The organism is Veillonella sp. CNR 79/14 (genome assembly GCF_003992185.1).
In the GTDB taxonomy this organism is placed as follows: domain Bacteria; phylum Bacillota; class Negativicutes; order Veillonellales; family Veillonellaceae; genus F0422.
This window is the reverse complement of sequence record NZ_RQVH01000037.1, coordinates 1-9,528: the sequence shown is the minus strand read 5'-3', so window position 1 is coordinate 9,528 and position 9,528 is coordinate 1. Positions and strand designations below refer to the sequence as shown.

General features: G+C 36.4%; 8 protein-coding genes. All 8 read right to left on the bottom strand.

Translation table 11 applies throughout. The annotated features are described in order from the left end of the window. The coding region (locus tag EO119_RS07955; RefSeq protein WP_164725701.1) for a PIG-L family deacetylase at positions 1-892 on the bottom strand (892 nt) is incomplete at its 3' end. Positions 893-973: 81 nt separating this feature from the next. Then, complete coding sequence (locus EO119_RS07950; protein WP_126941384.1) at positions 974-2,923, bottom strand: LTA synthase family protein; 1,950 nt, start codon at positions 2,921-2,923, stop codon at positions 974-976. Positions 2,924-2,957: 34 nt separating this feature from the next. Further along, positions 2,958-3,908, bottom strand: a complete 951-nt coding sequence (gene rfbB / locus EO119_RS07945; protein ID WP_126941382.1) for a dTDP-glucose 4,6-dehydratase — start codon at positions 3,906-3,908, stop codon at positions 2,958-2,960. Between the two features lie 30 nt (positions 3,909-3,938). Then, positions 3,939-5,894: an LTA synthase family protein gene (locus tag EO119_RS07940; RefSeq protein WP_164725700.1), complete on the bottom strand. Its 1,956-nt coding sequence runs from the start codon at positions 5,892-5,894 to the stop codon at positions 3,939-3,941. Between the two features lie 156 nt (positions 5,895-6,050). Then, the gene (locus tag EO119_RS07935; RefSeq protein ID WP_231723406.1) at positions 6,051-6,923 is read right to left on the bottom strand and encodes a sirohydrochlorin cobaltochelatase; all 873 of its coding nucleotides are present in this window, start codon (positions 6,921-6,923) and stop codon (positions 6,051-6,053) included. Positions 6,924-7,112: 189 nt separating this feature from the next. Continuing rightward, positions 7,113-7,427, bottom strand: a complete 315-nt coding sequence (locus EO119_RS07930; protein ID WP_009353541.1) for a hypothetical protein — start codon at positions 7,425-7,427, stop codon at positions 7,113-7,115. A 104-nt stretch (positions 7,428-7,531) separates the two neighbouring features. Then, positions 7,532-8,122, bottom strand: coding sequence for a phosphatase PAP2 family protein (locus tag EO119_RS07925; protein WP_126941380.1), 591 nt, complete (start codon positions 8,120-8,122; stop codon positions 7,532-7,534). A 173-nt stretch (positions 8,123-8,295) separates the two neighbouring features. Then, a partial coding sequence (locus EO119_RS07920; RefSeq protein ID WP_126941378.1) for an S-layer homology domain-containing protein occupies positions 8,296-9,528 on the bottom strand: 1,233 nt, incomplete at its 5' end.

Sequence of the window (9,528 nt, the reverse complement as noted above, 5' to 3'; positions counted from 1 at the left end):
AATTTGCATCACCACTAGATACATCAAATATTGCATGTAATGCTTTATTATCAGTTCTTTTCTCCCAAAATACTTGGTCCCCATTAATAAGTAATTCTCCTCGACTATATGCTTTTTGTGAAATATGTGCTGCCATCGCGCAATATATTGGATTGTTTATAATCATTAAATCTCTGCACATATCTGTAACTGGTAAACGCACGCGATGTTCCCACAGCAAACTAGGATTATCTAACTGTACATTATACTTTACTTTTGTTGATAATAAATGAATTTTAAAATAATCTCTTACCCCTTCATAACCTGTCGAATATGCAAACCCTTTAAAAACATTTCCATTCCAAATATTTTCTTTCAAAAGTTTAGCAATTACTTTTTCAACACAAATAGAACATAATCTATGATCGATATGCTTATCATAATCTGTTGCTACTATAGAGTCCGGCAAATATTTACAAATAACTTTTTCTATTGCAAGCATATAATTTCTTAATGTATAAGTTTTGCCTTGACCTGTTGAACTAGAAAAAAAATCTTGAGAAATTTCATTTCCATAAGTGGTATTATTTCCTTTACGACTTATCACTATGTGTTCTGGATTACTAAACAACTCATTAGATATATTATCCGCAAACCCTAAAAATATTATATTCTCATAGGGTAGTCCTATAATTCCAGCCATATTATAAACTTCTTTTTGCCTTATATCAAAGGGATATTCATAATCTCCATTCGTTGTATATACTAAAATAACCTCTAGTCCCTCATTAATTGCTCCTATTAACGCACTAGCAGCCATATTCATCTCATCATCTTGGTGTGGAACAATAAACATAACCTTATCACCAAATAATTTACGATATTTAAAGCTTGTACTAAATAAATTACTCATTTTTTCCCTTTCAAACATTTCATTATAGAAACATTTATTTTTGATGTTATACAATTATATGATAACAATGTAAGGCACCTATTAAACAGAGGGTTTTGTTAGATTTCTAAGAATTGCACCTGTCACTTCCATATAAGCCTGTTGTAATGTAACTATATCTTTTAAATTGTAATCATATACTGGCATTCCATCTAAAGTCTCTACACGTTGATCTTTAAAGAAACCAATATGACTATTACTTAGCCAATGATATGGGGTTACAATAAGCTCTTGCTGTTCAAACAAAGATGGGAATAAACTTATATATTCATGCTCTTTAGCCGCTATTAATTCCATAATAGTTGGCAGAATATTCATATGCGTTCCTATCCTTACACCATTTAATAAATCTTTGTCAAAATCTTTATGTGACATATAAAATGCTGTACTAATATCCTCCCGTAAGGTGTGTACCCTATTAATGTCCTGAGATGGCATAGGCAACCTTCTCGTATGGTCCCCCGTTACTATAACTAGACTATCTTCATAAGTTTCTTGAATATAATGCACAAATTGAGTTAAAGAGTCATCACAATACGCATATGTTCCAATATCATTTACGTATTTTTGTATATGTGTTGGTAATATTTTAATAAACTGTTCTTTTTCAAGACCATATTTTTCAACTGGTATTGTATATGGCGCATGATTAGACGTAGTATAAATAAAATGAAACTCAAATGTATCTTGATCTTGTTCTTGTAGTTTTTTTTGTATTCCATCAAAAAAAAGATGATCATATACGCCCAACCACGTATATGGTGTATCACTAGGTGTAATATCAAATCCTGAATACAATTTTTGAAAGCCATTAGCCTTAGCAAATAAACCTAAACTCGACCAGGATAAGGATCCTCCATACCACAATGAAGTTGTATATCCTAGCTTCGACATCTGTTGAGCCAATGATGTTGGTAATCGATGATTCCAAAAATAAAACATTTCATTCAACTCTAAATTGACATCGAAAATACCATTTAACATTGAACTAATAGATGGTTGAGATATTAAGCCGCCTGCTAAAAAATTATCAATGCTAATTGTAGTACTTTGTTCACGAATACGTCGTCCTGCATTAGCAATTGGGATATCTTTATATACATCATCAAATGCGAACTGACTATAACTTTCTTCTACGATTAAAAATATCTTTTTAGGCTTTTTAATTCTTGGTCCAGTCGTTTTTCTGCACAAAGAATTCCAAATCGTACCTACTAAATCCTGTTCAACCTTAATTAAAGGTTTTAAAATCTGAATAGACTCCGCATCACTATGTGCTAATATTTCTTGCGGTTTTGTTCGAATAGCTAATTCAAAAGCAATTAAATCATCAATACAAGCTTTCGCAAAAAACATATCTTGCTTAACAACTTCAGGTACTGTGTCCCATTCGGGTTTATTACGATGTTTAAATGTGCCACCGTAACGAAACCAATAATATACGATTACTGTGGCTATCACTATTATCGTATTAACTATATAGTACATAGGTTTCGAATAAATTGTTGGTACCACGAGAGTTTCTACTTCTAACACCCAATTAAGGAAGTAGTACATTCCTATTGTATAGATTGGCAAGGATAGCAAAATCCACCATCCATGATTTTGGTTAAAGAAAATATCTAACAAATTTCTTTTATCTGCATTTCTTCCTAATCGCAAATTTGAATTATATGTAGCTATATATACTACAAGGAAATATAAAGTTCCCAAAATCACTCTAATAGAATCACCATGAACGTAAATAGATTCAAGCCCCAATGAAGGCAATGTGACTAGCAAAAATAAAAATAGTAGCACATAGGCATTAAAGTCCATACCCCACCAAAACCCATAGTTAAAGCAGGAACACCATTTCTTTTCCTGCCCTTTATAAGTTTTATTAGGTGCAAAAAAGTAGATAAATAAAAATCTAAAAATAGCACATAATATGGGACTTAACAGAAAAATCTTTATATCTTGTTGTAAGCCTTGTAAAATTAACAGTTCCATAATTCACCACAATATAACAATACAATTTATCAAATTATATAATATTCTTCCTATACCATTCCACAATCCCTGTTAAAGTATCCTCCATAGTATACTCTCGTTTCCATCCTAAGCTTTCCAGCTTACTACTGTCGATGGCATACCGTCGGTCATGGCCCAATCTATCTTCCACATAGGTAATGAGTTCATAAGGCTTATCTAATATATCAAGTATTCGTTTCACTAGGTCAATATTAGAAATTTCTTCACGAGCCCCTACATTATAGACCTCTCCCACTCTACCTTTATGTAGGATATAATCAATGGCTCTACAGTGATCTAATACATGAATCCAATCTCGTACATTCAATCCATCGCCATAAACTGGCAATGGTGCATCCTGCAAAGCGCATTGTATCATAAGGGGAATTAATTTTTCCGGATATTGATGTGTTCCATAATTATTAGAACATCTAGAAATAGTAATCGGTAATCCATAGGTTTCATAATAGCTCAGCACCAACAAATCTGAGGATGCTTTCGAGGCTGCATAAGGGCTACTAGGTAGTAATGGGCTTTGTTCCGTAAATGGGCTCCCTCCTTGTAAGGGTAATGTGCCATATACTTCATCAGTAGATACATGATGAAATCGTTCTATACCATGTCGTAAACAAGTATCTAATAAAATTCCTGTTCCAACAACATTCGTCTCTAAGAATACTTGTGGTCCAATAATACTTCGATCCACATGAGTTTCTGCTGCAAAATGCACTACCACATCTGGCTTATACGTAACAAACAAAGTATCTACGAAAGAAGCATCTCGAATATTCCCTTCCACCATAGTCAACCTAGAATCTTCTAGTAAGTCTTTTATATTATTCTTATTTCCTGCATAGGTTAACGCATCTAAGCATATAAAGAAGTCCTTTGCATAGATGTCCATCATGTATCGTAAGAAGTGGCTACCTATAAAGCCACAGCCACCTGTTACTAAAATATTCATATTCTCTATGCACTCCTATACAAAAAGAAACTACTCCACCGTATTCCCTCGAACAATCCGCCATACGCTAATGGTCCGCAATGCTTTAATATACTTCGCATACTCTTCTGGCATGGATGCCCCTTGTTCGTGTATACCACTATTGTCAACATATAATCGATGGTTAAAGCCCATCTTAGGCGCTGTAAACAAGCTCGGCATTAAGCTCATATAGGTATCGCCCTTACGACCTACTAGCTCTGCCAAGGTAGGATTAATTTGTAAGGCTCCCCCGAAGCTACTTTCACTCAGCCAACTAGGGTTTACACCTTGTCCATAAACGATAAAAGGAATAGCCGAGAAAGTTGGAATATCCACTTGGGTAGCAAAGCTAAAACGTTCAGAGTGGTCCCCTGTAATCAAGGTTAACATCGTAGGATCTATCGCTTCTACTTCACGAATCATGTTACCCATTGTCATATCTGCATACCAGAAATGGCCGATTTCGTTCACCGTTTTGTCATCCTTTTTGATAGAGTCATCGCCTTTGCCAATTACCTTTGACGCATCAAAACCAGCTTTTGCTAAATCTACCGAATACGGTGGATGATTCGAGGATGTCATAATAAAGTGGAATACTTTTTCACCTGGTTCTTCCCCTTTTACATAATTGGTAATCGCCTTAAACAAATCTCCATCAGGGGCTCCCCAAGCATTACCTCCTTCATAAGGGAAACTAGTCGCACCATGGAACTCGTCAAACCCTTGCGCTAGGGCAAATCGTTCCACATCTTGCCAAGTCCCAAATCCACCATACCAGAACACTGTTTTATATCCAAAATGCTTCATCATTTGTGCAATACCAGTACCATACTTCGATTTATAGGACTGCCCTTCATAGTTCGGATATAAACCAGCATCAGCTAAGCCTGTGACAAATCCATTAATAGCTGGCATAGTGCCCGTACCATGAGCTAGCATATATTTCGTGTGCATCGCTTTTGGCGAACTTTGAATTGCCTTGCCTTCTTGTACAATATAAGTACCTAATTCTTCATAGTTTGGCAAGAACGGCCACAAACCATAGCTTTCACCTAACACAAAGATAACATTATGCGGCTGAGTAGGTAATTTTTCTTCTGTAATGGTCCGTGTGAAAGCTTCATCAATGGTAGCAGCCCGTGGATTTCCTCCCACAGATTGGATCACATCTTTGAGCTCAGCTCCTGTGATGGTAATTTTCTTCGCTTGTTTAGACCGTTCATAAATGGTAGACACTCGTTTCAAGGCTTGTCCATCATCTAAAATCGCTTCATTTAATAGATTAGACTTCGTCCGTGCTGCATTTTCCCAATGGATGGAACCATTATAGGTAAAAGCTCCGCCAAAACGTAATCCAATACCCACTGCAACTACTAAGAAAATAGACCCTAATACTGTGGCAATTTGTTTAGCCTTACCACTTACTTCTATATTCCATGTGCGGTTGGTATATACTTTCATAAAGACATAAACCATAATAACACAGAAGACAATCGCTAAGGGTAAGCGCCAAAGCAATCCATATTCAGAAATCCCGGTTTGCAACGTAGCTCCAATATCGTCATGAGCTCCGTTAATAATCATAGCATTAAAGCTAGCATGGAAGATTGTAAAGTAAGGAATACGTAAGCAAAATAAAAATGTAAATATAGCGGTACTAATTCCATACATCCATCGACGTATTGCCCAAGATGAATACCATTTACACCCTTCTCTACATAGAACACCGGGTAGCGTGGAAAATAAAAAACTGAGTAATACAATAGCACCTGCTGTTTTTAAACTAATACGAAACCCTAGCCATAGTGCCTCAAGAATATCTCCTAAACTAACCTCCCCTAATTGATCTTGAAAGAGTGCAATAAAGGCAATCCGAAACACCATAAATAGTGCAGAAAACCAAAGTAATCCTTTTACATCTAACTGTAGTCCATGTATCCAGTTAGTCAGCTTTGTATGTCCCATGAGTCTATTCCCCTTGTTATGAATTGTGTTGGCATCTACTTTTTCAGATTACCGTCATCGTTCGTCATCATTACCTTTCATTATACTCCATATTCCTTTAACAATCAAAAAATCGCATACCATGACGTATCATGATATGCGATAGTTCACATTGTCTTATGCAGTTCTGAAAGTGCCGTGTTTCACAACCGGTTTGCCTTCTCCTGTTTCACGTTGACGCAAAGTGCGACGTTCTGCACTACGAATCACTTGGGATAAATGTTTCACAAATAATTCTTGAATGTATGGATTTTCTCCTAAACCTTCATTCCAAATGGAAACACCATACCCTTGTTGTCCCAACAAAGTAGCAATAGAATCAGATCGTTCACCTCCTAAGTAATCCATTAAGTGAGCGGAGCCAATCAATGCCAAAGGCACCACCAATACTTCTTGATGATCTAAGCGTTCTAACAATGTCAGTGCTTGTTTAAAGTTAGGGAATCCATTGGCTGTGAATACCACCACATTTTGCCCTGCTCCGTACAAACATTTCAATTGTAACGCACTGTATTCCAATTGATTTTGACCATTAGCCATAAGCAATACAGTTTTATTTAATGCACGAATGTTAATGTGCTTAATGATTGCTTCTATGGTATCAGAGTAATCATCTGCATAATTTTTCACCCCTAAAGAGTTCAACAATGGTTTGCCTACTGTAGCATGCAAGCCACGATCATGAGCTTCTTTCATCACTTCTTTACGCATTTGTACATAACATTGATCCCATACTAATGCAAATGGCTGAACAAAAATCTCCGTTACCCCTGCAGTAGCCAAACTTTCAATGGCACCCGTTAAAGTAAATACGTTTGCTTCATATTTTTCATTCCATTTATCCACTAATGCATCTGATAAAAATACACGACGCACTTCTACACCAGGATACATTTCCTTAATCCGTCGTTCCATAGCTCCTACTGATGCTTCCACCGCATCTCCGTAGATAGATCCGAATGTTGCTAACACAATACCACGTTGATTCATATATGCCTCCATATTCATTCCTTGTTTGTTGGGTTACATAAACACACTTCTTAATACCTATGATACGTCACGTTTCCTATTATGTCAACGATAATTTTTCTCATTTATTAAAATAATTAGAAGATACTAAAAAAGGTCTAACAATAGATAGTATTATCTATTATCAGACCTTAAATGATTAGCATATACTTATGGTTGTGAGATAATTCGCGGTGCTGCCACCTTGAATACATCACGTAATAACGGCAAAAACCGCCCTTCAATTAATGTTCGATTTCGTTCACTTTTTGTAATTAGCCATAACGCTGTCCCATTGTATTTAATAGAAATTAGACTATTAATATATTGATCAAAATCGGATTGTCCCATTTTCTCACGCAATTCTAACAATAAAGAATGTAAGGGCTCCCCTTGATACTCAGGGCGTTCCAATACTGGTGTAAATACTACTTCATACACAGAATCACTATATTGATTAGGACCAGCAGAACTTTGAAAATCCATGAATAACCTCCTATATACTATATGTACCAGTATATGTATTAAACTAATGATACATTATATAACTATACACTTATACACTATTTGTCCATTACTACTGTATGCAATTAGTATCTTTCTTCCGGTTGAAATCGTTTCATATAGGCATGCATGAGTCGTCTATCCAGTCCTTTGTATACACGAACTACACCACGACGTAAAAGTTTGTTATATAGAGCAGTTAAAATCCATACTAAAATGAAAGCCCCTAGTATGTCACCAGGGTAATGATTCCCTACAAACACCCGAGAGATTCCTACTAAAATAGAACCATAAACCATCCAGGTCCCCAAATTCCAACGATAATATAGGATACCGCAGGCAAGAGCCATAGTTCCTACTGCATGGTCACTTGGAAAAGATGCATCTGCTGCATGATTCACAATTAACACCACAGTATGGTCCACAAACGGACGATTTTCATAGAACATAGATCCTAAGATGAAACTACCAAGTAAGCAAATCAAAAAAAGCACACCAGTAGCAAAACTTTCACCACGTAGTTTAAAGTTTCGAGTACGGAAACCTTGCATATATAGCCCAGCCAATATAAAAATATAAATGTACGGTACAACTTTAGAAATGACTATCATTAGGGCATCTAATACAATACTCTGGTTAGCCATATCATTGATAAGCGAAAATAACCAATAATTCATTATAACACCTTCCGTTTCCTAGAAATGAATATATTATGTCTTATTATATCATGTTCCTAGTAGATTGTAATGCATTGATTATAAAGTATACATTGTAGATAAAAATATATATCTAAATTGTACACAAAAAAAGAACTCCCGAAGGAGTTCTTTTTATATGTGTAACTAACAAATTAGAATTTGTAGTTAAGTTCTGCACGGTAGTATTCAGGCAAGTTGTTATTTTCTTTTGCTTGAGTTTTGCTATCGAATGTAGCGTAAGCAGAAAGACCAACGTTTTTAGCTACAGTGTAGTCTACAGTTGCTAAGTAGCCTCTATAGTTTTGGTTTTGATCATTCAAGTTCCAAGTATTGGATACTACTGGAGCTGCTTTTTTCAAATCGAAGTATTGAACTTTCGCGCCCCAAGTACCAGCTTTAGCCATATCAGCTTCGCCATAACCTACGCCTGCTGTCCAAGCTTCACCAGCTGCACCACGAGTTTCTTGTTTAGCGTACTCGCCACCAACCCAAACTTTGGAGCCTAATTTAGCATCAACAGATGCACCATATACACTATTTACGCCTTTTTCATGAACATCAGCATAGAAACCTTTTACCGCTAATTTTTCAGTTGGCATAGTGTTTAATTGATATACTGTTACTTGAGAATTTTGAGCTCGAGTTGCTGTATCAAGTTCTAATTTTTTGCCAGCTTCATTAATGTAGCTACCACCTTGTAAGTAACCATAGGCAACAGATGCATTCAATTTATCTTTACCAACTGTCGCTACTGCACCTTCAAATGCATCATCATATACAAGGCCATTACCAACCACCAAATCTTGACGACCAGCTGTTACTGTCGCATATTTACCAAAGTTGTGTTGTACATATACACGGTCAAGTTCAGCTTTAGGAGCGCCCTCTGCACCGAACTCTTTTTCAGCAGCCAAACGGACTACTGCTTTAGTGTTATCATTTACAGTTCCTTCGAATTGTACACGGCCACGGTAGTCGAATTTAGAATCACGAGCATCGTTTTTGCCTTCATATTTTAAACGAGCATCACCAGTGAATTTGAAGTTGCCCACTTTGTTTTCTAATGTAGCCACACGAACACCTAAGTTGTTCAACTCAGCAGAGAATTCGTTAGCTAAACGATTGATGATAGCATTTTGTTCAGCGTCAACACGATCTTGACGAGCCATAGCTTTTGCTACCATTTGAGCCATTTCGAAACGAGTAATGTTATGTTGGCCTTTGAATGTGCCATCTGGGTAACCGTTAACGATACCTTGGGAAGCCAATTGAGCTACTGCTTGGTATGCCCAATCTTGTGGAGTTACGTCGGAGAATGGGTTTGCTGCGAATGCAGAAGTTACACCCAATACTGCTGTTGCAGCTAATACTGCTAAATGTTTTTT

Bases quoted from the DNA above. Each gene is read 5' to 3' on its own strand.
- EO119_RS07950 (WP_126941384.1), bottom strand. From the start codon at position 2,923: ATGGAACTGTTAATTTTACAAGGCTTACAACAAGATATAAAGATTTTT.
- rfbB (WP_126941382.1), bottom strand. From the start codon at position 3,908: ATGAATATTTTAGTAACAGGTGGCTGTGGCTTTATAGGTAGCCACTTC.
- EO119_RS07940 (WP_164725700.1), bottom strand. From the start codon at position 5,894: ATGGGACATACAAAGCTGACTAACTGGATACATGGACTACAGTTAGAT.
- EO119_RS07935 (WP_231723406.1), bottom strand. From the start codon at position 6,923: ATGAATCAACGTGGTATTGTGTTAGCAACATTCGGATCTATCTACGGA.
- EO119_RS07930 (WP_009353541.1), bottom strand. From the start codon at position 7,427: ATGGATTTTCAAAGTTCTGCTGGTCCTAATCAATATAGTGATTCTGTG.
- EO119_RS07925 (WP_126941380.1), bottom strand. From the start codon at position 8,122: ATGAATTATTGGTTATTTTCGCTTATCAATGATATGGCTAACCAGAGT.